A 22,545-nucleotide genomic window follows, 5' to 3' on the forward strand; every position below is an offset into this window, starting at 1 on the left:
GGCCCCTGACAGTTTCCTGCGGACGCCAACCACGGAAGAGAATCAAAAGATCAAAAGTTGATTCGGCGGGTGCAGGGCGCAGCCCTGCATCAAACCCCCAACCCTCACTTTTTCAGGAAGTTGTCCACCAGCAGATGCTTCACGTCGTCGATGCGACCGCTCAGTACCGCCTTGGCCGCATACAACGCCGTGCCTGCCACCTGCTTGGCCTCGATCTGCGGCGGCATCACCAGCTCCGCGCGACTGGTGTGTACATCCAGCAGCGCCGGCCCACGCTGGGCCAGGAAATCCTGCACCGCTTCTTCCAGGTCCTCGCTGCGGGTCACCGTGCGGCCATGGAAGCCGATCACCTCGGCCAACCGCCCGAAATCCGGATTCTTCAGGTCGGTGTAGTTGTCCAGCAGCCCTTCCACCTTCTGCTCCAGCTCGACGAAATTCAGCGAGCCGTTGTTGAACACCACCACCTTGATCGGAAGATTCTCCTGCACCGCGGTCAGCAGGTCGCCCAGCAACATCGCCAACCCACCATCGCCGGACAACGAAATCACCTGCCGCCCCGGGAAGGCCTTCTGCAGACCCAGCGCCTGCGGCATCGCGTTCGCCATCGTGCCGTGCAGCAGGCTGGTCAGCGTGCGGCGCCGGCCATTCACCCGGATGTGCCGCAGCACCCACACCATCGGCGAGCCACCATCCGCGGTGAACAGCGCATCGTCGGTAGCGTACTTCGACAGCAGCGCGGTCAGGTGCTGCGGATGGATCAGTTCGCCTTCGCCGGGTTGTTCCTCCTGCTCGCGCTTCTTCAGCGCCTTGTCGCGGTGCTCGATGCATTCGTCCAGGAAACTGCTGTCTTCGCGCGGGGGCAGCATCGGCAGCAGCGCGTCCAGCGTCGGTGCGATATCACCGACCACGCCCAGGTTCACCGGATGGCGGCGACCGAGGTGGCTGCCGTCGCGGTCGACCTGGATGATCGTGGCCTTGTCCGGATAGAACTGGCCCCAGGCGAAATCCGCGCCGAGCAGCAGCAGCGTGTCGCACTCCATCAACGTGTGGAACCCGGATTCGATGCCGAAGACTCCGGTCATGCCCATGTTGTACGGGTTGTCCGGTTCGACGAAGTCCTTCGCACGCGATGTGTGCGCCACCGGTGCCTGCAGGCGCCGCGCCAGTTCCAGCAGCTGCGCATGTGCCCCCTGGCAACCGGCGCCGGCATAGATGCCGATGCGCTTGCCCTGCCCCAGCAGTTCGGCGATGTGCTGCAGCTCGGCCTCGGAGGGGCGCAGCACCGGCTGGGTGTAATGCACCGAGAACGGCACATCGTGCTTCACTTCCGCTTCGCTGATGTCGGCCGGCAGGATCACCACCGCCACACCGCGGCGGCTGATCGCCGCCTGGCAGGCCAGCGCCACCACGCGCCGTGCCTGGGCCGGGCTGTGCACCTGCTCGCAGAACACGGTGCAGCTGCCGTACACCGCCTTGAAATCCACTTCCTGCGGGAACTCCATGCCCAGTTCGCTGGTGACCACCTGGCTGGCGATCAGCACCATCGGCGCGCGGTTGCGGTTGCTCTCGAAGATGCCGTTGATGAAGTGCAGACCGCCAGGACCGCACGAACCCGCGCAGGCGGTCAGCTGGCCACTGATCAATGAATCGGCACCGGCCGCGAACGCCGCGACCTCTTCATGGCGGACATGCACCCACTCGATCTCACTGCGATGCAGTGCGTCGGTGACATGGTTCAGGGTGTCGCCGACGATGCCATAACAACGGCGGACGCCCGCCTGCTGCAGGGTATCGACGACGATCTCGGCAACGCGCTTGCTCATGGGACTACAGCCTTGCAAGGGGGAACCCCGAGGCTAGTCCCGGTGAAGTGATGCTCCCGTGGGCAAGAGGCCGATCGCCTTGTCGTGCAAACTCCGGGCAGGGCTGCCGTCAATCGTTGACGTTGATCCACCCCGTCACCGCGCCGCGCTTCGGGTTGCGATAACGCAGCTTCACCCAACCATCCTGCTCATCCAGCATCTCCACGCGATCACCCTGCACCAGGTAGCGCTGCGTGCTGGACGCACCGGGATGATCGAACAGGAACAGGCGCGCAGGCAGCACGCTCGCCATCAGCCCCACCAGCGGCGCACCGCTTGCTGGTGCGCCGAGCCCGTCGCCGATGGCGCTTTCCAGCACCTTGCCGGAGGGATCGTAGGTACGCCACACCGCCAGTGGCCCCTGGTTCTCGGTCTCTTCCCAGTGCAGCGCCCGGTTCAGCGTATCGCCCAGCATCAACACGCTCTCACCGCGGTACAGATAGAGCTGCGGTCCGTTGAAGCGATACACGTCGGTGTACCACATCGGCCCGCTGCGGCAGCTGGCGGTCAGCGTGCGCGTGGCGGCGTCGGCGGTAAGGCCCATCAGGTCACCGCACTGGTCGTTTCCATGGGTCACCGCCTTCAGTGCGCGGAACTCACCGCTGCCCACGTCGAAGCGATAGACCGCAACGGCCTCATTGACCATGCCCACCGCCGCGCGCGCAACCAGCTCGGGACGCCCGTCGAAATCGAGGTCCTCTGCGCTCAGGCGCGAATGTCCCTCGGCGTCCGGCGCGCCAGGCAGGCGCTGCCGTTTCCCTGCCGGCTGCAGGAGCACGGCTAGCATGCCGTCCTCCTGTACCTCCACCGACGCCTGCACGCCCGCTGCCGGCGAAAACCGCAGCAGGCCCCGGTCCTCGTCCTGCGCCTGTGCCGCCGGCGCCAACAGACCGGCCAGCATCACCGCCATCAGCACTTCCCTGGGTGCCATCGTCATTCCCTGCAGCGCCACAGTGGCGCGTCCAGGTCAGAACGATACGTCAACCGCCTGCCGCGACCACAGCACCGACTGGTGTTTGGTCTGCTGCTTCCACGCCAGACGGATCGCTTCGATGTCGGCGCGGCGCTGCGGGCTGTCCTCGTGCAGCACCACCAGCACCTTGGTGCGCAGGCGGTTCGGGGAGGCATCGCCACGGAACAGCCACTGGCCGTAGGCATCGAACACGGTCAGGCCGTCCGGGAAGCGCGGCGTCACTTCCTTGTCCAGGAACGCGCGCCACTGCGCATCACTGATGGTGTCGGCCTGCGGGCGGTCACCGGCGCCCTGCTCTTCGCCCACGCCGAAATAAAGCTCGCTGCGCACCCAGCCGTGGCCGCTGGACGGACGCGCGGCGTCGCCCTGCAGGTCGGCGGTGGTGGCATAGGCGCTGGGCGCCTTGGAGGACAGGCTGGCGCAGCCACTGGTGGCCAGCAGCACGGCGAAGACAAGGCCAAGGTGTTTCATCGGGAACAGCACTCCGGGAAGGGAAAAAAGCACGACGAAGGGGCACGGAGGGTACACCTGCGCCTCGGTTGCGGCTGCAACCAATGCCCTCATGCCGGCAAGGCATGAAGTAATGCAATGGGAGACGGGACTTGCATCGCACCGCCTCCTCACGCCAAGATAATATATCGCTTCATCCGGATGGATGTAAGTGAAACTATCTCCCCCCCTTCCCCACGTTGTTGCTGCTGGAGTCCGCATGTCCCCCCGCCTGTCCGCGTCGCCGCTCGGCCTCGCCATCGCGCTCGCCCTGTCCCCCGCCCTGGCTTCGGCCCAGGACGCCGCCACCAACCTGGACACGGTGATCGTCACCGGCACCCGCGCCGCCGACCGCACCGTGCTTGAATCCACCTCGCCGGTGGACGTGCTGACCGCCGAGGACATCCGCAAGGCCGGCGTGGTCAATGGCGAGCTGGGCAGCGCCCTGCAGGCCCTGCTGCCCTCGTTCAACTTCCCCCGCCAGTCCAACTCCGGCGGCGCCGACCACGTGCGCGCCGCGCAGCTGCGCGGGCTGTCGCCGGACCAGGTGCTGGTGCTGGTCAACGGCAAGCGCCGCCACCACACCGCGCTGGTCAACACCGACAGCAAGATCGGCAAGGGCACCACGCCGGTCGACTTCAACGCAATCCCGGTCAGCGCCATCAAGCGCATCGAAGTACTGCGCGATGGCGCCGGTGCGCTGTACGGCTCTGACGCCGTGGCCGGCGTGATCAACGTGATCCTCGACAACGGCGGCGACGGCGGCGAGATCGAAGCCAGCTACGGCGCCAACCACACCGACCTCAAGCCGATCGGCCGCACCCTCACCGACGGCCAGACGGGCAACCTCAGTGCCAAGGTCGGCACCTCGCTGGGCGAAGACGGCGGCTTCCTGCGCGTCGGCCTGGAATACAAGAAGCGCAACGGCACCAACCGCGCCGGCTTCGACCAGATTCCGCCGTGGGACCAGACCGAGGCCAATCTTGCACTGCAGGGCAAGCGCAACTACGTGCTCGGCGATGGCGCCAGCAAGGACATCAATCTGTGGCTGAACACCGAGATTCCGGTGGGCAAGACCGCGACGTTCTATGCGTTCGGTACCTTCAACCAGCGTGATACCGAAGGCGCGAACTACTTCCGCTATCCCGATGGCGATGCCAACTGGAAGGAGGTCTACCCCAATGGCTACCGGCCGATCTCCGAAGGCGAGAACCGCGATGTGCAGGCGGTGGCCGGTATCCGTGGGCAGTGGGGTGAATGGAGTTATGACGGCAGCCTGGATTACGGCCAGAACGACTTCACCTATCGTCTGCGCGATTCGCTGAATGCCTCGCTGGGCCCGACCAGCCCGACCCGCTTCAAGACCGCGGACTACGAGTACGCGCAGACCGTGGGCAACTTCGACCTGAGCCGCGTGTTCTCGCAGAGCGACAGCATCAGCCACACCCTGGGCCTGGGCGCCGAAGCCCGCCACGAGCGCTACCAGACCCGTCCAGGCGACCCGGCCAGCTACGCCGCCGGCCCGTACACCGATCGTCCGACCGGCTCGCAGGCAGGCGGTGGCCTGACTCCGCAGGACGCGGCGACCTTGTCGCGCGATGTGGCCAGCGTCTACGCCAGCCTGTCCAGCCAGTTCGGCGAAAAATTCTCCACCGACCTGGCCGCGCGCTACGAGCACAGCGATGACTTCGGCGGCGAACTGACCGGCAAGCTCGGACTGCGCTACGAGTTCACCCCGGCATTCGCCCTGCGCGGCGCGATCTCCAACAATTTCCGCGCACCGTCGCTGGCGCAGATCGGCTACGAATCCACCTCCACCGGTTACAACGCCGGCGGCCAGCTGGTGCAGGGCCGCCTGCTCTCGGTCAACAACCCCATCGCCCGTGGCCTGGGTGCGCAGGACCTGAAGCCGGAGAAGTCGCTGAACACCTCGCTCGGCTTCACCAGCCGCATCGGCGAGCACTTCGACCTGTCGCTGGACTTCTTCCAGATCGACATCGACGACCGCATCGCACTGTCCGAGAGCATCACCGGCGATGCGCTGACCGATTACGTGGCCACCAACTACGGCGTCGGCGGCCTGCAGAGCGCCAGCTTCTTCGTCAACGCCGCCGACACGCGCACCCGCGGCGCCGAGCTGGTGAGCAACTGGCGGCAGTCGCTGGGCGATGGCCAGCTGCTGTTGACCGGCACCTACGCCTACACCAAGACCACGCTGAAGAACGTGCTGGCCACACCGGCGCAGCTGCAGGCGCTGGACCCGGACTACGTGCTGTTCGGCATCGAAGAGACCAATACGCTGACCGACGCCACCCCGCGCACCCGTGGCAGTTTCTCAGCCGCTTGGAGCAACGACCACTGGTCGCTGAGCAGCCGGGTGAACCGCTACGGCAGCGCGACCCGCGTATTCAACTTCGGTGATGGCTACATTCCCCGCCAGACCTACCAGGCCGAGTGGCAGCTGGATGCGGAAGTGGAATACCGCATCACCCCGCAGTGGAGCGTGGCCATCGGTGGGCAGAACCTGACCGACAACTACCCGGATCGCTCCAACGAGGACATCCACTACTTCGGCAACCTGCCCTACGACGTGCTGTCGCCGATCGGCAGCAACGGTGCGTACTACTACGGTCGCGTGCGCTACACGTTCTGATTGCTGCGAACAACGTGCCGACCAACGGTCGGCACCCACCGGGACGCGATGGCTCGCTGCGGGTGGGTGCGCCGGCACCCATCGGGTGGGTGCGGACCGTTGGTCCGCACCAGCCGTAGCCTGACCTCGACCCCGCGTACACGCCGCCGCTGGCATGGTGGTCGCCATGGCTGAACCGCTCCCCCTGCGTCCGCCACCTCCATTGCTGGACGACGCCTGCGCGTTGTTCCTCGATGTGGATGGCACCTTGATCGAATTCGCTGCACGCCCCGACGCCGTGCAGCTTCTCCCCGATGTGCGTGAAGCCATCGGCCGCATCAGCGATCGCCTGGAAGGTGCGGTGGCACTGGTCAGTGGTCGCCCGCTTGAACAGCTGGACCAGTTGTTCGCGCCGCTCAAGCTTCCCGCTGCGGGCCTGCATGGCCACGAACTGCGTGCGCAGGACGGGCACGTGATACGCGATGAGCATGGTGACGACACCGCCGACTGGCTGCATGCGCTTCATCAACAAGCCATGCGTTTCGCCCATGGCCACCCCGGCGTGCTGGTCGAGAACAAGGGCGTAGGCCTGGCCCTGCACTGGCGTGGCGCGCCGCATGCAGCCAACGATGTGCGCGCCTTCGCCGAGCGCCATGTTCGCGGCCGTGCCAGCTATCGCCTGCAGCCGGGCGACCATGTCGTCGAATTCGTCCCGGTGGCTACCAACAAAGGCCGAGCCGTACGTCGGCTGATGCAGTACCTGCCGTTCCGTGGTCGTCTGCCGGTGTTCCTCGGCGATGACCTGACCGATGAATTCGGCTTCGATGCGGCCAATGGCCTGCATGGCTGGAGCGTGCTGATCGGCGAACGTGAACCCAGCGCGGCGGTGTTCGCGCTGCCCGACATACGCAGCGTGCACGCCTGGCTGCGTGAGAATGCGTATTGACCCCGGCCCCCACGGCCGCAACCGAGATGTACCGCGTGATGACCCAACCCGATCTTGATCTGGGCGTGGTCGGCAACGGCAGCTTCGGCGCCTTGGTCGACAAACACGCCCGTGTTGTATGGAGTTGCCTGCCGACCTTCGACGGCGACCCGACCTTCTGTGCCCTGCTCAGCCCCAACCAGCAGACCGGCGGCGACTTCGCCATCGAGCTGGAGGACTTCGCCGGCAGCGAACAGGAATACCTCACCAATACCGCGATCCTGCGCACCGTGCTGCGCGATGCGCATGGCGGCGCGCTGGAAATCCTCGATTTCGCCCCGCGCTGGCGCCAGAACGACCGTTTCTACCGGCCGGTCAGCCTCATTCGCCAGGTGCGACCGTTGTCCGGCAGCCCGCGCATCGTGATCCGCGCACGACCTCTGACCGACTGGGGCGCGCGCGTGCCCGAGTCCACCTGGGGCAGCAACCACGTGCGCTGGATCCTGCCCGAGCATGTGCTGCGCCTGACCACCGACGTTCCTGTGCGCTTCGTGCGTGATGGCCTGCCGTTCGTGCTCAACCATCCCATCCACCTGATTCTGGGCGTGGATGAATCGCTCAACCGCTCCATCAGCGGCTACGTGCAGGAAGCCTTCCAGCGCACCCGCGACTACTGGCGCGAATGGGTGCGGTACCTGTCCATCCCGCTGGAATGGCAGGACGCGGTGATCCGCAGTGCGATCACCCTCAAACTCTGCCAGTACGAGGACAGCGGCGCGATCATCGCGGCGATGACCACCTCGATTCCGGAAGCGCCCGGCAGCGTGCGCAACTGGGACTACCGCTACTGCTGGCTGCGCGATGCCGCCTTCGTGGTGCGCGCGTTGAACCGTCTGGGCGCCACCCGCACGATGGAGCAGTTCCTCGGCTACATCTTCAACCTGGCCACCACCGACGGCACCCTGCAGCCGCTGTACGGCATCGGCTTCGAAGCCAAGCTGGACGAGGACGAAGTGCCCAGCCTGTCCGGCTACCGCGGCATGGGCCCGGTGCGGCGCGGCAACCTGGCCTGGGTGCAGCGCCAGCACGATGTATACGGCAGCGTGGTGCTGGCCTCCACCCAGCTGTTCTTCGACCGTCGCCTGCAGGATCCGGGTGACAGCCACACCTTTGCCCGGCTCGAACCGCTGGGTGAACAGGCGTTCGCACTGCACGACGTGCCCGATGCCGGCCTGTGGGAATTCCGCGGCCGCACCGAAGTGCATACCTACACCAGCGCGATGTGCTGGGCGGCGTGTGATCGCCTGTGCAAGATCGCCGTGCGCCTGAAGCGTGATGACCGTGCACAGTACTGGCGCGAGCGTGCCGATACCATCCACGCACGCATCATGGAAAAAGCCTGGAGCGAGGAGCTCGGCCACTTCACCGATACCTTCGATGGCCATCGCCTTGATGCCTCGTTGCTGCTGCTGGCCGACATCGGCTTCATCGACGCCAACGACGCACGCTTCGTCGCCACCGTCGAGGCCATCGGCCGCGACCTCAAGCACGGCAACGCGCTGTACCGTTACATCGCGCCGGATGATTTCGGCGAACCGGAAACCAGCTTTACCATCTGCACGTTCTGGTACATCGATGCGCTCGCTGCAATCGGCCGCATGGATGAGGCGCGCGACATGTTCGAATCACTGTTGCAGCAACGCAACCATCTGGGCCTGTTGTCGGAGGACCTTGCCTTCGACGGTGGTGAAGCCTGGGGCAACTTCCCGCAGACCTACTCGCATGTCGGCCTGATCACTGCGGCGATGCGCCTGTCGCGGTCCTGGCAGGAGGCTTCATGAGCCGTCTTGTCATCGTATCCAACCGCGTGGCTGTGCCCGGCGAGAACCGTGCCGGTGGCCTCGCCGTGGGCCTGCTGGCGGCGCTGAAGGAACGCGGCGGATTGTGGTTCGGCTGGAGTGGCAAGAGCGTGCGCGAGGCCAGTGGCGCGCTGCACGAGCAGCGCGATGGTGACATCCAGTACGTCACCATGGACCTGGCCAAGCGCGATGTGGACGGTTACTACAACGGCTTCGCCAATCGCACGCTGTGGCCACTGCTGCACTTCCGCCTGGACCTGGTCGACTACGACCGCGGCACCCGCGAGACCTACCACAGGGTCAATGCACTGTTCGCCGACAAGCTGGCGCCGCTGCTGCGCGAAGACGACATCGTCTGGATCCACGACTATCACCTGATTCCGCTCGGCGCGATGCTGCGCGAGCGCGGCATCGGCTGCCGCATCGGCTTCTTCCTGCACATCCCGATGCCCTCGGCCGACCTGCTGCAGGCCATGCCCGACCATCTGCGGCTGTTCTCGGCGCTGTATGCCTATGACCTGGTCGGCTTCCAGACCCAGCGCGATGCCGATCGCTTCCAGACCTACCTGCGTCTGTTCGGCGGTGGCCGGGTACTGGAAAACGGCAAGCTCGAAGCGCCCGGTGGACGTCACTTCCGAGCCGCGGCGTTCCCCATCGGCATCGACACCGAGCTGATCGCCCGCCAGGCCAGCACCGCAGCCAGCAAGGCGGCCGTGAAGAACCTGCGCAGCAGCCTGCGCGACCGCCAGCTCGCCATCGGCGTGGATCGCCTGGACTATTCCAAAGGCCTGCCCGAACGGTTCCTCGGCTTCGAACGCTACCTGCAGCGCCATCCCGACCAGCGCGGCTCGCTCACGTACCTGCAGATCGCACCGGTCTCGCGCGGCGATGTCACCGAATACCGGCAACTGCGCAGCCAGCTGGAGCAGATCGCCGGCCACATCAATGGTGGCCATGCCGAGCCGGATTGGACACCGCTGCGCTACGTCAACCAGAACTTCACCCACGCCACGCTGACCGGCTTCTATCGTGCCGCCGCTGTCGGCCTGGTGACCCCGCTGCGCGATGGCATGAACCTGGTCGCCAAGGAATACGTTGCCTCGCAGGACCCGGAAGATCCCGGCGTGCTGGTGCTGTCCCTGCTGGCCGGCGCCGCCGATGAAATGAAGCAGGCGCTGCTGGTCAACCCGCACGATCTGGACGGCGTGGCCGATGCCATCGCCACTGCGGCGACGATGTCGCTGCACCGGCGCAAGGAACGTTGGCACGCGATGATGGAACACCTGCGCACCTACGACATCAACCACTGGCGCCGCAGCTACCTCGAAGCCTTGGAAGGTTGACCGCCCACGGGCATGGCCCGGCGCTACATTGATCCGGGCACGGGGTAGCGCCGGGCCACGCCCGGCGGCGCTTAATCGAGGAACCGCGCGGCTTGTTCCGGGGTGGGCAGGTAGCAAGTGTCATGGCGCCCGAACCAGCGATAGCGGTTGCGTGCCAATATGCGGTAGGCCCCGTCGCGCCAGCGGCGTGGCAGCACGCGCAGTACGGCCGCCAGGCGCCAGCCACCACCCAGTGCCGCCAGCACGCGCAGGATCGCATCGGTATCGGTCCACGCGCCCTGCCCGTCCAACAGCAGGAACGAGGTCGGGTCGTGCGCGTCCAGGCCATGCGCGCGCAACATCGCGCTGCCCTGCGCGCCCTGCATCGCCGCGAAGCGAAAGCGTTCCTGCCGGTCGAACCGCAGCAGGAAACGCACCCAGCGGCTGCACAACGCGCAGACGCCATCGAAGACGATCACGCCGCCAGGTTCTGCCCCCGCAGCGCGATCCCCGCGCATCAGTCCATCCACACCAGCGTCGCCATCCGGCCAGTGCGGCGGTCGCGACGGTGCGAGTACAGATCCGCATCGGCCATGGTCGAGACCGTGCCGCCGTGGATGTTGCCCAGCTCCATGCCCGCGGCCTGCAGGCGCTGTCGCGCCAGCGCGAACAGATCCACTTTCCAGTGACCGGGGCGGGTCGCCACGAAGGCCGCCGCAGCGGCCGCGTCGTGGCCGACGAAGGCGTGGTACACCTCTTCGCCGATCTCGTAGTCGGCCGGTCCCGCTGCCGGGCCCAGCCACGCGCGCAGCTGCGCCGGTGGCGTCTGCATGGCGGCCACGGTGGCCTCCAGCATGCCGTCGGCCAGGCCACGCCAACCGGCATGGGCGGCGCCCACCTCGCTGCCATCGACAGCGGCGAACACCACCGGCAGGCAGTCCGCGGTGAGGATCGCCAGCACAACGCCGGGCACCGAGGTCACCGCGGCATCGGCCACCGGTTCGCTGGCGCCCTCCACCGGCGGCGCGCCGAAACGCAGCACGGTGCTGCTGTGCACCTGGCGCAGCCAATGCGGCGCCGATGGCAGTGCCAAGCCCTGCTGCAGCAGCTGCCGGTTGTGCTCGACGTTGGCCGGGGTGTCACCGTCGGCCGCATGCCGGTTGCCCAGGTTGAACTGGGCGAACGGCGCTGGCGAGATACCCGCGCCATGCCGGCGCGTGGTCAGTGCATGCACGCCCGGGGGCGCCGGCCAATCAGCCTGCAGCAGCGGCAGCGGCAGCGCGGTAGTCATTACCAGCGGTCCCGCTCACGCTCGGCGAAGGCCGCGCTGTCTTCGCGCAGCACCTTCATCAGGTGCAGCATGTCGGCCGGCGCCGGCGCCGTGTTGCGCACCGGCTCACCACTGATCGGATGCACGAACTCCAGGGTCTCTGCATGCAGGGCCTGGCGCTTGAAGCCGCGCAGCGCGGCCACCAGCTCGTCGCTGGCCCCCTTGGGCAGCTTCAGCGCACCGCCGTACAGCTGATCGCCCACGATCGGATGACGCAGGTGCGCCATGTGCACGCGGATCTGGTGGGTACGCCCGGTTTCCAGGCGGCATTCCAGCGCGGTATGCGCACGGAAGCGCTCGCGCAGGCGGTAATGGGTCACCGCTTCCTTGCCATCCTCGCGCACGCCCATCTTCAGGCGGTCGCGCGGGTGGCGATCGATTGGCGCATCTGCGGTACCACCGGCCACCAGCGCGCCCATCACCACGGCCAGGTACTGGCGGTGCACGTCACGGGCGGCCAGCTGCTCGACCAGTGCGGTCTGCGCTTCCAGCGTGCGGGCCACGACCATCACGCCGCTGGTGTCCTTGTCCAGGCGATGCACGATGCCCGCGCGCGGCAGCACCGCCACCGACGGGTCGCGGTACAGCAGCGCATTGACCAGAGTACCGCTGTGGTTGCCGGCACCGGGGTGCACGACCAGGCCGACCGGCTTGTTGATCACCAGCAGGTGCTCGTCCTCGAACAGCACGTCCAGCGGGATGTCTTCCGGCTCGGCGCTGGTCTGGGTTTCCAGCACCACCTGCAGGGTGACCACCTCGCCGCCGCGCAGCGCGTCGCGCGGGCGTGCCTGCGCGCCGTCCAGCAGGACGTCGCCGGCCTTGATCCACTCGGTCAGGCGGGAGCGGGAGTATTCGGGGAACAGCTCGGCCACGACCGCGTCGAAACGGCGGCCGGCGGAGGTGTCGGGGACAATGGCCTGGCGGGCCGATTCGGAGGGTTGTTCAGACATGGCAGGGGGCATCTTCGAAATTTTGGGGTCCCGGCGAGCCGGTTTCAGTCGCTGGACAGGACACTAGGCTATCATCGACCCTTCGTATTCCAGCCGCGTCCCGCATTGACCCCATGATCCGACGCTCCGTCCTGCTCTCCGCGCCCGTCCGCCTGACCGCCCTCCTGCTGGTGCTGGTCATCGTCGCCACTGGCTGCAACCGCGGCACCAAGGGCGATCGCCCTGATGAAGGCACCCCGGTCGAACAGCTCTACGAAAAGAGCCACAAGCTGATGCAAGGCGGCAACTGGAGTGGCGCTGAAGCCAGCTTCCGTCGCCTGGTGGCACAGTATCCCTACGGCCCGTACACCGAGCAGGCGATGATCGAATCGGCCTATGCCCAGTACAAGGCCGGCAAGCACGATGACGCGGTGTCCAGCATCGACCGCTTCATCCGTACCTACCCGACGCACCGCAACATCGCGTACCTGTACTACCTGCGCGGCCTGGCCAACTCCAACCGCAATACGGTTTTCCTGCGTCGCGTATGGTCGTTGGACGCGAGCCGCCGCGATCTGTCCACGCCGCATCAGGCGTATTCAGACTTCAACATCGTGGTCGATCGCTACCCCAACAGCCGCTACGCCGCCGATGCGCGCCAGCGGATGCTGGTGCTGCGTGACGTATTCGCCCAGCACGAACTCGACAACGCCCTGTACTACGTGCGTCGCGGCGCCTGGGTCTCGGCTGCCGGCCGCGCCAACTACCTGCTGGAAAACTACCCGCAGAGCGCATTCCAGAACGATGCCGTGGCGGTGCTGGCCGAGTCCTACACCCACCTGGGCAACAAGACCCTGGCCGACGACGCCCGCCGCGTCCTGCAGTTGAACCAGCCGGATCACCCGTGGCTGGAAGGCAAGTGGCCGAAGTACCCGTGGATGATCCGCAAGCTGAACCCGTTTGCCGGCGAAAAGTCCGCCGCGACCGGCCAGCGCAATGCGCGACTGGAAAAGAAGTAAGAAGAAGGCCCCGCACGGGGCCTTTTTTTTGCCTGGCGTCACCGCTAGGAATGCTACGAACCGGCGATCATTGCGACTTCCATCGCAGTCGGCGCGCAGGACAGCTCCCAGAATGCGGCGCAAAGGCCATCCCGGCCTGCATGGAGCGCCACATGTCCTCATCGTCCCTGCGGTTCCGACCCCGCCCGACCCTGCTGGTCACTGCCCTGCTCGCGCTGGCCGCCAGTCCCCTTGTCGCGCTGGCGGCGGAGCCGGGTGACCTGCTCTCGGCCGCGCCCTACCGCGCCAGCTGGGTGCCCTCCAAGGCCGCGCAGGCCTACAAGCTGGCCTACCGCACCCCCGATCATCACGGACGCCTGGCCGAGGCGACCGGGCTGGTCTACCTGCCCGCCGGGCCTGCGCCGGCAGGTGGCTGGCCGGTCGTATCCTGGGCCCACGGCACCCAGGGCATCGCCGACCACTGCGCGCCTTCGGTATCCGGCCCCTATCAGCCCGAGCGCGATGGCCGCTTCCTCGACCAGTTCCTGGCACAGGGCTATGCCGTTCTCGCCGCCGATTACCAAGGCCTGGGCGGCCCGGGTGACCACGCCTACCTGCACGTGCGCACCTCCGCGCGCAACGCCATCGATCTCATCAAGGCCAGCCGCCATTTCCTCGGCAATGCCACGCTGTCACCGCGTTGGGTATCGGTGGGCCATTCGCAGGGCGGCGCTGCCGCACTCACTGCCGGCCATCTGGCACCGTCCTATGGACCCTCGCTGCAGTACCGCGGCAGCTTCACCACCGGCACACCCACGGCCGTCGAACTGACCGCGCTGGTGATGAAGCCGGACAGCCGCACGCCGAATCCGGGCGCGCTCAATGCCTATCACGCCTACCTCCTCGATGGCCTGCTGCAGGTGGAGCCGCGTATCGCACGCGTACTCAGCGATGAAGGCCATGCACGGGTCACGCTGGCGCGCCAGCAGTGCCTGGGCCCGCTGGCGGCCACCTTGGAAGGTGCGAACACGGGAGAAATGTTCAGCGCACCGTTGACCTCGGTGCCGGGCATCTGGGCGCTGCTGCATGACTATCTGGGCGTGCCACGGCGGGGCTTCAGCCAGCCGTTGATGCTGGGCCACGGCAGCGAGGATCGCGACGTGCCCTATCTCACCACCCTGCTGTATGCCGTCGGCCTGGCCCTGCGCGGCGAACCGGTGGCATTCCGCCGATACCCGGTCGACCATCGCGGCACGCTGGACGCAGCGGCGGCCGATGGCCTGGCATTCGTGCGTGCGCGGCTGGGGCACAGCCAATTTGACGAGGCCGCCGAAACCGCCGGCCTGGAGCAGCTGCTCAACGAGGCCCGGTAGATCCACGCCGTGCATCGATGGGCGGTACACCCGGTTGCCGGCCAGCGGCCGGCACTACCGATGGATCCATCGAACATCGGTAGCGCCGGGCCATGCCCGGCGACCGGTCCTCAGCTCTTGTAGCCGTTGCTGATCGGGTAGCGGCGCTCACGCCCGAACGCGCGGCGCGAGACCTTCGGGCCCGGCGCGGCCTGGTGGCGCTTCCACTCGCTGATCCGCACCAGCCGCAGCACACGATCCACCACCGCCGCGTCATAGCCTGCAGCGACGATCTCCGTGCGCGACTGCTCCTGGTCGATGTAGCGGTACAGGATGCCGTCCAGCACGTCGTAGGCCGGCAGCGAATCCTGGTCGGTCTGGTTTTCGCGCAGTTCGGCCGAGGGCGGGCGGCTGATCACCGCCGGCGGGATCACCGGCGCACCGCCAACGGTGTTGCGCCACTTGGACAGGCCGAACACCTCGGTCTTGTACAGGTCCTTCAGCGGCGCGTACCCCCCGCACATGTCGCCATAGATGGTGGCGTAGCCGACCGCGTACTCGCTCTTGTTGCCGGTGGTCAGCAGCAGGCCACCGAACTTGTTGGCCAGTGCCATCAGGATCACGCCACGGCTGCGCGACTGCAAATTCTCCTCGGTCACATCCGGCGTAGTGCCCTCGAACATCGGCGCCAGCGCCTGCATCAGGCCCTGGAACGCCGGCTCGATGGAAACGGCTTCCAGCTTCACGCCCAGCGCCTCGCACTGCTCGGCGGCCAGGTCGTTGGACATCCCGGCGGTATAGCGCGACGGCAGGCGCACCGCCGTCACGTTCTTCGCGCCCAGTGCATCGACCGCCATGGCCAGCACGATCGCCGAGTCGATGCCACCGGACAGACCCAGCCACACCTTCTTGAAACCGTTCTTGCTGCAGTAGTCCTGGATGCCGCGGGTGACCGCGCGCCAGGCCAGCGCATCCATGCTCTCGTCGCCGTCGTCCATCCATACCTGCGGCAGGAAGCGGCGGGTAGCGCCGTCGTAGTCCACCACCAGCCACTGGTCGACGAAGGCCGCCGCGGCCGGGTGCACCGTGCCATCTCCATCGGCCACCACCGATGCACCATCGAACACCAGCGCGTCCTGGCCGCCCACCACGTTGAGGTAGGCGATCGCCGCGCCGCTTTCGCGGGTACGTGCAGCCAGCACAGCGTCACGCTGGGCATGCTTGCCACGCTCGTACGGCGAGGCATTGGGCACCACCACCAGCTGCGCGCCGGCACGCACCGTATCGGCCAGCGGCTCGGCGAACCACAGGTCCTCGCAGATCAGCAGGCCGACCGGGATGCCGTCGACCTCGAACACGCAGCTGCCACCGTCCGGGTCGACATCGAAGTAGCGGCGCTCGTCGAACACCGCGTAATTGGGCAGTTCGCGCTTGCGGTACGTCTGCTCCACCAGGCCATCGCGCAGCACGCTGGCCGCGTTGTAGACCACCGCACCGGCGGCCTGTGGCCAGCCCACTACAGCGGTGATGCCACGGCACGCAGCAGCAATGCGGGTCATCGCCTGCTCGCACTCGTACAGGAAGCCCGGGCGCAGCAGCAGGTCCTCCGGCGGATAGCCGCTGACTGCCAGCTCGGGGAACATCACCAGCCCGGCGCCGTACTCATCGCGCGCCTGGCCGATCATCTCGATGATGCGCTCGGTGTTGCCGGCGACATCGCCAACCGGGAAGTCGAACTGCGCCATCGCGATGCGGATCGAAGCCATGAGGGTCCAGCCTGTGGTTGCAATACGCACATTGTAGCGCCGCGACATGCGCTCGCCGGGCATGGCCCGGCGCTACCGCGTGGACCATTCTGGTAGCGCCGGGCCATGCCCAGCGGATGCCCAGACGCAGAAAGGCCGCCCTGAGGCGGCCCTTCTGTTTCAAGCAGCCGACCAACGGCCGGCTCTACAGAATCGTCTGCCGAAGGCAGTCGATCTTATTTCACCAGCTTGGCGATGGCAGCGCCCAGGTCGCCCGGCGAACGCACGGTGACGACGCCAGCAGCTTCCATGGCAGCAAACTTGCCTTCGGCAGTGCCCTTGCCGCCCGATGCGATCGCACCGGCGTGGCCCATGCGCTTGCCGGCCGGAGCCGAAGCACCCGCGATGAAACCGACGACCGGCTTCTTCACGTGGTTCTTGATGTACTCGGCACCGGCTTCTTCAGCGTCGCCGCCGATTTCGCCGACCATGATGATGCCTTCGGTCTGCGGGTCTTCGTTGAACAGCTTCAGGCAGTCGACGAAGTTCAGGCCGTTGATCGGGTCACCACCGATGCCGATGCAGGTGGACTGACCCAGGCCGACTTCGGTGGTCTGCTTGACCGCTTCATAGGTCAGGGTGCCCGAACGCGACACGATGCCGATCTTGCCCGGCTTGTGGATGTGGCCCGGCATGATGCCGATCTTGCACTCGCCCGGGGTGATGACGCCCGGGCAGTTCGGCCCGATCAGCACGGTGTCCGGATGCGAACGGGTCAGCACGTTCTTGACGCGCAGCATGTCCAGCACCGGGATGCCTTCGGTGATGCAGACGATGACCTTGATGCCGGCAGCAGCGGCTTCCAGGATCGCGTCAGCCGCGTACGGCGGCGGCACGTAGATGACCGAAGCGTTGGCGCCGGTGCTCTGCACGGCGTCGGCAACGGTGTTGAAGACCGGCAGGTCGATATGGGTGGTGCCACCCTTGCCCGGGGTCACGCCGCCAACAACCTGGGTGCCGTACTCGATCATCTGAGTGGCGTGGAAGGTGCCCTGCTGGCCGGTGAAGCCCTGCACGATCACCTTGGTGTTCTTATTGATCAAAACTGACATTGGATTTCCTTCGGTGTCGGATCAGGCGGCGTTCTTGACAGCTTCGACGACCTTCTTGGCACCGTCGTTGATGTTGTCGGCCGGGATGATGGCCATGCCGCTGTCACGCAGCAACTGCTTGCCTTCTTCCACGTTGGTGCCTTCCAGACGCACCACGACCGGAACCTTGACGCCCACTTCCTTCACGGCGGCAATGATGCCTTCGGCAATCATGTCGCAGCGGACGATGCCGCCGAAGATGTTGACGAAGATGCCTTCGACCTTGTCCGAGGACAGGATCAGCTTGAACGCTTCGATGACGCGCTGCTTGTTGGCGCCGCCGCCCACGTCCAGGAAGTTCGCCGGCTCGCCGCCGTTGAGCTTGATGACGTCCATGGTGGCCATGGCCAGGCCTGCGCCGTTGACCATGCAGCCGATGTTGCCGTCCATGGTGACGTAGTTGATGTCCAGCTCCGAAGCGATCACTTCGGTCGGATCTTCCTGGGTCTTGTCGCGCATGGCGACCAGGGCCTTCTGGCGGAACGCGGCGTTGTCGTCGCTGTCGAACTTGCCGTCCAGCGCGTACAGGTTGCCGTCGTCCAGGATGGCCAGCGGGTTGATTTCAACCAGCGCCAGGTCCTTTTCGTTGAACAGGCGGTACAGGTTCACCATGATGTTGGCGAACTGGCCGGCCTGCTTGGCGGTCAGGCCCAGCTTGAAGCCGAAATCACGACCGTGGTAACCCTGCACGCCTTCGACGAAGTCGACGTTCAGCGAGTGGATCAGCTCCGGGGTTTCAGCGGCGACCTGCTCGATCTCCACGCCGCCTTCCGAAGAAGCGATGTAGGTGATGGTCTTGGTGCCACGGTCAACCAGCACCGACAGGTACAGTTCCTTGACGATCTCGCCAGCGGTGGTCACCAGCACCAGGTTGACCGGCAGTTCAACGCCAGCGGTCTGGTAGGTGGCCATCTTGGTGCCGAGCATCTTGGCCGCAGCGGCCTTCACGTCGTCGGTGGTCTTGCAGAACTTGACGCCGCCAGCCTTGCCGCGGCCGCCAGCGTGGATCTGCGCCTTGACCATCCAGGGGCCCTGGCCCAGGGAGTTGGCAGCGGCAACAGCTTCGTCCGGGGTCGCAGCGACCTTGCCGGCCGGGACCGGGATGCCGTACTCGGCAAGCAGTTGTTTTGACTGGTATTCGTGGAAATTCATGCGTCACCGTGGGAATAGGAACGACCGCACGCAATTCCTCAGGGCCCCGGCGGGGCGCCGGCATGGACCGCGGCGGGCCCACTATTGTGGCCGAGCCGGCGCCGGGGCGCAAAGAAGTATGGACAAAAGGCCCGAACCGGCCAGATTTCCATGGTCATTCAGGCAGTTGCGGCACGGCCTGGATCACACCGCAAACGCCCGCCCGGGCCGACTGCGCAGCCCAGCCCGGTACAGGCGCCCTATACTGGCCCCATAAATTCGACCCACGGTGCCGGCAACCGGGCAGCGAGCAGATCCGACGATCGGGGGACGTCGGGCAGGTTCGGCCCACCGCCGTCATGACCCAGTTCCAGGCAGCCAGAAGGGGAGTTCCGGCGTGTCACCCAGTGCTTCATTGATCGACCGCATCGAATCGATACCGCGGCGCGAGCTGTATTTCTTCGCCCTGTACCGGGTGCTGATCGCCTCGGTCATCGCCGCCCTGCTGTACAGCCCGTTGTCGGCCATGGTCGGCGAAGCGCATCACCCGCGCCTGGCCTATTCGGTCGGCGCCGCCTATCTGCTGCTGTCCCTGTTGTGGCTGGTGATCGGCCGCAACGAACGCTGGCTGCGGCCGATCGTGGTTGGCGGCGTGCTGCTGGACATCGTCGCCGCCAGCCTGCTGGCGCACGCCCTGCCCGGCGCCAGCGCCGGCATCTCGATGTCGCTGCTGTTCAACATCGCCGCCGCCGCCACCCTGCTGCCGCTCAGCTGGGGCCTGGTGCTGGCGCTGGCCGCCAGCGTCGCCACCGCCGCCGAATACCTGTGGAAAGTGTTGGAAGGCGGCGATCCCACCCGCACCCTGGCCGAACTGGCGATGTTCGCCACCAGCTACCTGGCGCTGGCCTTCATCAGCTACCAGGTCGGCAACCGTGCACGCCGCAACCAGCAGCTGGCCAACCAGCGTGGCGACGAAGTGGCCAACCTGTTCCAGATCAACGAACTGATCATCCGCCGCATGCGCACCGGCGTGGTGGTGGTGGATGCCGACAACCGCATCACCCTGGCCAACGAAGCTGCCTCGATCCTGCTGGGCGACCGCGATGGCAACAGTGATTCGGGCCGCCTCGACCTGGCCAGTGTCGCCCCCGAACTTGCCCGGCGCCTGCAACGCTGGCGCAACGGCTGGGCACAGGATGAAATGCCGCTGCAACTCAACCCCGACCAGCCGGAAGTGCAGCCACGCTTCGCCCGCCTGCTGGCCGGCAGCGACCTGGTGCTGGTGTTCCTGGACGACTCCAGCGTGGTCTCGCGCCGCGCCGAATCGCTCACCCTGTCGGCGATGGGGCGCTTCTCGGCCAGCCTCGCGCACGAGATCCGCAACCCGCTGGCGGCCATCAACTACGCCGTGCAGCTGCTGGAGGAAGGCACCGGCTTCAACGAAAGCGACCGCCGCCTGCTGCAGATCATCCACCAGCAGTGCCAGCGCACCAACGGCATCGTTGAAAGCGTGCTGGGCCTGGCCCGGCGCGAACGCGCCAACCCGGAAAATGTCGACCTGGCCGCCTTCGTGCGCCGCTTCGTGCTGGAGTACAAGCAGGGCCAGACGCTGGAAACCGACAGCATCGAACCGATCATCAACGACACCTCTGTGCCGGCCCAGGTCGACCCGCGCCACCTGTACCAGGTGCTGACCGTGCTGGTGCACAACGCCCTCAAGTACGGCCGCATCGGCGAGCAGCCCGCGCGCGTGCGGCTGCGCGTGGCCCAGCACGAGCGAAGTGCGGTGATCGACGTGATGGACCGTGGCCCCGGCATCCCCGAGACCGTCGCCGCGCAACTGTTCCGCCCCTTCTTCACCACCTCCGAGCACGGCACCGGCCTGGGCCTTTATATCGCCCGCGAGCTGTGCAGGGCCAACCAGGCGCGGCTGGATTACATCCCCGTCCCCGCCGGCGGCTCCTGCTTCCGCCTGGTACTGCCCGGCCCGCACACCCTGCTTCCGCACTGATTCGGTGCGTCAAACATTTGTCGCCTTCCACACCCTCGGCTATCTTTCCCACCCATGAACGAAACCCGCAGCGCCCTCGTCGTCGACGATGAACGCGATATCCGCGAACTGCTGGTGTTGACCCTCGGCCGCATGGGCCTGCGCATCAGCACCGCCGCCAACCTCGCCGAAGCCCGCGAACTGCTGGCCAGCAATCCCTATGACCTGTGCATAACCGACATGCGCCTGCCCGATGGCAATGGCATCGAACTGGTCAGCGAGATCGCCCAGCACTATCCGCGCACGCCAGTGGCGATGATCACCGCCTTCGGCAGCATGGACCTGGCCGTGGAAGCGCTGAAAGCCGGTGCCTTCGATTTCGTCAGCAAGCCGGTGGACATCACCGTGCTCCGCGGCCTGGTCAAGCATGCGCTGGAACTCAACAACAGCGAACGCCCGGTTGCCGGTCCCGCCGCCGAACAGGCCGCACGTCTGCTCGGCGAATCGCCGGCGATGGACGTGCTGCGCGCCACCATCGGCAAGGTTGCGCGCAGCCAGGCACCGGTCTACATCCTGGGCGAATCCGGGGTGGGCAAGGAACTGGTTGCACGCACCATCCATGCTCAGGGTGCACGCGCCGCTGGGCCGTTCGTGCCGGTCAACTGTGGCGCCATTCCCACCGAGTTGATGGAGAGCGAGTTCTTCGGCCACCGCAAGGGCAGCTTCACCGGCGCCCATGCCGACAAGCCGGGACTGTTCCAGGCCGCACACGGCGGCACCCTGTTCCTGGATGAAGTGGCCGAGCTGCCGCTGCAGATGCAGGTGAAGCTGCTGCGTGCGATCCAGGAAAAATCGGTGCGCGCGGTGGGCGCCCCCAGCGAAGAACCGGTGGACGTGCGCATCCTCTCGGCCACCCACAAGGATCTGGCCGAGCTGGTCGAAGACGGGCGCTTCCGCCACGACCTCTACTACCGCATCAACGTCATCGAACTGCGCGTACCGCCGCTGCGCGAGCGTCGCCAGGACCTGCCCGCGCTGGCCGCGTCGATCCTGGCGCGGCTGGCCCGCAGCCACGGCCGCGCCACCCCGCTGCTGGCGCCGTCGGCGCTGGACGCGTTGGCCCAGTACGGCTTCCCCGGCAACGTGCGCGAGCTGGAGAACATCCTCGAACGCGCGCTGGCACTGGCCGAGGAAGACCGTATCGGCGCCGACGACCTGCGCCTGCCGCAGCATGCGCCTCGCTCACCCGGCAGCGCTGCGCACGCTGAAGCCGTTGTGGATCTGCATCCAGGCAGTGCCGCCCTACCCTCGTATATCGAGCAGCTCGAGCGCAGTGCGATCCAGCGCGCGCTGGAAGAAAACCGCTGGAACAAGACCCGCACTGCCGCGCAGCTGGGCATCACCTTCCGTGCGCTGCGCTACAAGCTGAAGAAGCTGGGGATGGAATAGGTAGTGCCGGCCGCTGGCCGGCAACCCCGTGCACCGACCATCCACGCATGGCGTGGATCTACTGGTTGCCCATCCACGCATGGCGTGGATCAACCGGCCGTTCTGCGTCGGAATGGTGATGCCGGCCGCTGGCCGGCAACCCCGTGCATCGCCCATCCACGCATGGCGTGGATTTACTGGTTGCCCATCCACGCATGGTGTGGATCAACCGCCCGTTCTGCGTCGGAATGGTAGTGCCGGCCGCTGGCCGGCAACCTCATGTACCGCGTCATCCACGCAGGGCGTGGATCTACTGGTTACCCCATCCACGCATGGCGTGGATCAACCGCCCGTTCTGCGTCGAAATGGTAGTGCCGGCCGCTGGCCGGCAACCCCGTGCACCGCCCATCCACGCATGGCGTGGATCTA

Annotated in this window: 17 protein-coding genes; 8 read left to right on the forward strand and 9 right to left on the reverse strand. The window is 66.6% G+C overall.

Features of this window, described 5'->3' with window-relative positions:
• Positions 1–104: 104 nt before the first annotated feature.
• From AC1DCU_RS14005 to AC1DCU_RS14015, 3 genes are all read right to left on the reverse strand, one after another.
• On the reverse strand, positions 105–1,823 hold the full coding sequence (locus AC1DCU_RS14005) for a thiamine pyrophosphate-dependent enzyme (RefSeq protein ID WP_025874311.1): 1,719 nt from the start codon (positions 1,821–1,823) through the stop codon (positions 105–107).
• Between the two features lie 109 nt (positions 1,824–1,932).
• Positions 1,933–2,793, reverse strand: a complete 861-nt coding sequence (locus AC1DCU_RS14010) for an SH3 domain-containing protein (RefSeq protein WP_442251802.1) — start codon at positions 2,791–2,793, stop codon at positions 1,933–1,935.
• A 36-nt stretch (positions 2,794–2,829) separates the two neighbouring features.
• A complete protein-coding gene (locus tag AC1DCU_RS14015; RefSeq protein ID WP_025874309.1) occupies positions 2,830–3,306 on the reverse strand; it encodes a DUF3574 domain-containing protein in 477 nt (158 codons plus the stop codon).
• A gap of 238 nt (positions 3,307–3,544) precedes the next feature.
• Between AC1DCU_RS14015 and AC1DCU_RS14020 the strand changes: the two genes are divergently transcribed.
• From AC1DCU_RS14020 to otsA, 4 genes are all read left to right on the forward strand, one after another.
• Positions 3,545–5,977 (forward strand): TonB-dependent receptor plug domain-containing protein, encoded by a 2,433-nt coding sequence (locus AC1DCU_RS14020; protein ID WP_442251803.1) that lies wholly within the window; start codon positions 3,545–3,547, stop codon positions 5,975–5,977.
• Positions 5,978–6,143: 166 nt separating this feature from the next.
• Positions 6,144–6,902: a trehalose-phosphatase gene (gene otsB, locus AC1DCU_RS14025; RefSeq protein WP_032975220.1), complete on the forward strand. Its 759-nt coding sequence runs from the start codon at positions 6,144–6,146 to the stop codon at positions 6,900–6,902.
• 38 nt (positions 6,903–6,940) lie between these two features.
• Positions 6,941–8,722 carry a glycoside hydrolase family 15 protein gene (locus AC1DCU_RS14030; RefSeq protein WP_442251804.1) on the forward strand — a complete coding sequence of 594 codons (1,782 nt, stop codon included), beginning with the start codon at positions 6,941–6,943 and terminating at the stop codon, positions 8,720–8,722.
• Entirely contained in the window at positions 8,719–10,083 is a 1,365-nt protein-coding gene (otsA, locus tag AC1DCU_RS14035; protein WP_032975160.1) for an alpha,alpha-trehalose-phosphate synthase (UDP-forming), read from the forward strand. The genes AC1DCU_RS14030 and otsA overlap by 4 nt, the downstream gene beginning before the upstream one ends.
• Positions 10,084–10,154: 71 nt before the next feature.
• Here the strand turns inward: otsA and AC1DCU_RS14040 are convergent, their stop codons facing one another.
• Genes AC1DCU_RS14040 through rluD form a run of 3 tightly spaced genes read right to left on the reverse strand, consistent with a single transcriptional unit; the run spans position 10,155 to position 12,342 of the window.
• Positions 10,155–10,580 carry a thiol-disulfide oxidoreductase DCC family protein gene (locus tag AC1DCU_RS14040; RefSeq protein WP_442251805.1) on the reverse strand — a complete coding sequence of 142 codons (426 nt, stop codon included), beginning with the start codon at positions 10,578–10,580 and terminating at the stop codon, positions 10,155–10,157.
• A complete protein-coding gene (gene pgeF, locus AC1DCU_RS14045) occupies positions 10,580–11,353 on the reverse strand; it encodes a peptidoglycan editing factor PgeF (RefSeq protein WP_442251806.1) in 774 nt (257 codons plus the stop codon). Before pgeF ends, AC1DCU_RS14040 begins: the two co-directional genes overlap by 1 nt.
• A complete protein-coding gene (rluD, locus tag AC1DCU_RS14050; RefSeq protein WP_049469884.1) occupies positions 11,353–12,342 on the reverse strand; it encodes a 23S rRNA pseudouridine(1911/1915/1917) synthase RluD in 990 nt (329 codons plus the stop codon). The genes pgeF and rluD overlap by 1 nt, the downstream gene beginning before the upstream one ends.
• A gap of 113 nt (positions 12,343–12,455) precedes the next feature.
• On the opposite strand from rluD, the gene AC1DCU_RS14055 reads away from it, so the two are divergent.
• Positions 12,456–13,340: an outer membrane protein assembly factor BamD gene (locus tag AC1DCU_RS14055; RefSeq protein ID WP_032975164.1), complete on the forward strand. Its 885-nt coding sequence runs from the start codon at positions 12,456–12,458 to the stop codon at positions 13,338–13,340.
• A 152-nt stretch (positions 13,341–13,492) separates the two neighbouring features.
• Positions 13,493–14,692, forward strand: coding sequence for a lipase family protein (locus AC1DCU_RS14060; RefSeq protein ID WP_478013544.1), 1,200 nt, complete (start codon positions 13,493–13,495; stop codon positions 14,690–14,692).
• 110 nt (positions 14,693–14,802) lie between these two features.
• Here the strand turns inward: AC1DCU_RS14060 and AC1DCU_RS14065 are convergent, their stop codons facing one another.
• The 3 genes from AC1DCU_RS14065 to sucC all read right to left on the reverse strand — a co-directional run bounded on the left by AC1DCU_RS14065 (position 14,803) and on the right by sucC (position 18,719).
• Positions 14,803–16,437 (reverse strand): NAD+ synthase, encoded by a 1,635-nt coding sequence (locus tag AC1DCU_RS14065; RefSeq protein ID WP_442251809.1) that lies wholly within the window; start codon positions 16,435–16,437, stop codon positions 14,803–14,805.
• A 215-nt stretch (positions 16,438–16,652) separates the two neighbouring features.
• Positions 16,653–17,528, reverse strand: a complete 876-nt coding sequence (gene sucD / locus AC1DCU_RS14070) for a succinate--CoA ligase subunit alpha (protein ID WP_017356169.1) — start codon at positions 17,526–17,528, stop codon at positions 16,653–16,655.
• A gap of 21 nt (positions 17,529–17,549) precedes the next feature.
• Positions 17,550–18,719 carry an ADP-forming succinate--CoA ligase subunit beta gene (gene sucC, locus AC1DCU_RS14075; RefSeq protein WP_025874298.1) on the reverse strand — a complete coding sequence of 390 codons (1,170 nt, stop codon included), beginning with the start codon at positions 18,717–18,719 and terminating at the stop codon, positions 17,550–17,552.
• Between the two features lie 376 nt (positions 18,720–19,095).
• On the opposite strand from sucC, the gene AC1DCU_RS14080 reads away from it, so the two are divergent.
• Positions 19,096–20,709, forward strand: a complete 1,614-nt coding sequence (locus AC1DCU_RS14080; protein WP_333623457.1) for a sensor histidine kinase — start codon at positions 19,096–19,098, stop codon at positions 20,707–20,709.
• Positions 20,710–20,763: 54 nt separating this feature from the next.
• On the forward strand, positions 20,764–22,137 hold the full coding sequence (locus tag AC1DCU_RS14085) for a sigma-54-dependent transcriptional regulator (protein ID WP_025874296.1): 1,374 nt from the start codon (positions 20,764–20,766) through the stop codon (positions 22,135–22,137).
• Positions 22,138–22,545: the final 408 nt, after the last annotated feature.

Source organism: Stenotrophomonas sp. 10L48 (assembly GCF_056395105.1).

Coding starts and splice junctions, on each gene's coding strand:
- AC1DCU_RS14060 (WP_478013544.1), top strand. CDS start 13,493: ATGTCCTCATCGTCCCTGCGGTTCCGACCCCGCCCGACCCTGCTGGTC.
- AC1DCU_RS14030 (WP_442251804.1), top strand. CDS start 6,941: ATGACCCAACCCGATCTTGATCTGGGCGTGGTCGGCAACGGCAGCTTC.
- AC1DCU_RS14040 (WP_442251805.1), bottom strand. CDS start 10,580: ATGCGCGGGGATCGCGCTGCGGGGGCAGAACCTGGCGGCGTGATCGTC.
- AC1DCU_RS14020 (WP_442251803.1), top strand. CDS start 3,545: ATGTCCCCCCGCCTGTCCGCGTCGCCGCTCGGCCTCGCCATCGCGCTC.
- rluD (WP_049469884.1), bottom strand. CDS start 12,342: ATGTCTGAACAACCCTCCGAATCGGCCCGCCAGGCCATTGTCCCCGAC.
- pgeF (WP_442251806.1), bottom strand. CDS start 11,353: ATGACTACCGCGCTGCCGCTGCCGCTGCTGCAGGCTGATTGGCCGGCG.
- otsA (WP_032975160.1), top strand. CDS start 8,719: ATGAGCCGTCTTGTCATCGTATCCAACCGCGTGGCTGTGCCCGGCGAG.
- AC1DCU_RS14005 (WP_025874311.1), bottom strand. CDS start 1,823: ATGAGCAAGCGCGTTGCCGAGATCGTCGTCGATACCCTGCAGCAGGCG.
- sucC (WP_025874298.1), bottom strand. CDS start 18,719: ATGAATTTCCACGAATACCAGTCAAAACAACTGCTTGCCGAGTACGGC.
- AC1DCU_RS14065 (WP_442251809.1), bottom strand. CDS start 16,437: ATGGCTTCGATCCGCATCGCGATGGCGCAGTTCGACTTCCCGGTTGGC.
- AC1DCU_RS14085 (WP_025874296.1), top strand. CDS start 20,764: ATGAACGAAACCCGCAGCGCCCTCGTCGTCGACGATGAACGCGATATC.
- AC1DCU_RS14015 (WP_025874309.1), bottom strand. CDS start 3,306: ATGAAACACCTTGGCCTTGTCTTCGCCGTGCTGCTGGCCACCAGTGGC.
- AC1DCU_RS14010 (WP_442251802.1), bottom strand. CDS start 2,793: ATGGCACCCAGGGAAGTGCTGATGGCGGTGATGCTGGCCGGTCTGTTG.
- otsB (WP_032975220.1), top strand. CDS start 6,144: ATGGCTGAACCGCTCCCCCTGCGTCCGCCACCTCCATTGCTGGACGAC.
- sucD (WP_017356169.1), bottom strand. CDS start 17,528: ATGTCAGTTTTGATCAATAAGAACACCAAGGTGATCGTGCAGGGCTTC.
- AC1DCU_RS14055 (WP_032975164.1), top strand. CDS start 12,456: ATGATCCGACGCTCCGTCCTGCTCTCCGCGCCCGTCCGCCTGACCGCC.